We start from the raw sequence: 605 nt of genomic DNA, 5'->3' as shown, positions 1-605 counted from the left end.
GTTTGAAGCTTTTGTTATGTGTATTTTGCCAAGTGCATCTCTATAAAATCAAGATCTGCTTTGTAGAAATTAACTAAAGGAATTTCTTTTAAATCAAACCAATAGAATGTTTGCTGTCTTTCTTTATCAACAGCTATTGGGGTAGAGCTCTCATCTGCCAATAGTAATACGTAGTGAATGTCACCGCCAAACTCATTTCGAGCTTGATGACACCCCAAGACTTTTAGGTTCTTAAGCCCCGTCTCTTCCCACAACTCTCGAATGGCAGCTTGTTCACCTGATTCTCCACTATCTACTGCACCACCTGGAAACTCAAAAACCATTCCTTTATTGTGACGAAATCGTCGCTGAATGAGCACCTTACCTTGCTTTACTACCACAGCCATTGATAAATTTTTCATGCCTCACCCTCAAATTTCGCGACACACATAACGCCAGCTTAAACCGCAGACAACGCACAAAACAAGCTGCTGCATTACGCCTTAAACACTAAATTCACCGCAAACTAAAAGTGCCACGCGTTGTTTGTCGGTTTGAAGCTTTTGTTAGAGCGATACAAACAAAAAACTCACTTGGCAATGAAGCACTTAGCTTGCATTCTCTAA

General features: G+C 40.7%; 1 protein-coding gene. It reads right to left on the bottom strand.

Annotated features, from left to right (window positions below; genetic code table 11):
- Positions 1-14: 14 nt before the first annotated feature.
- Entirely contained in the window at positions 15-401 is a 387-nt protein-coding gene (locus CW749_RS27110) for an NUDIX hydrolase (protein ID WP_101115591.1), read from the bottom strand.
- Positions 402-605 lie beyond the last annotated feature (204 nt).

The organism is Vibrio sp. vnigr-6D03, from assembly GCF_002835515.1.
Lineage (GTDB): Bacteria > Pseudomonadota > Gammaproteobacteria > Enterobacterales > Vibrionaceae > Vibrio > Vibrio penaeicida.
Note: the sequence above shows the minus strand (reverse complement) of the source record. Positions and strands in the feature narration are given on the sequence as shown.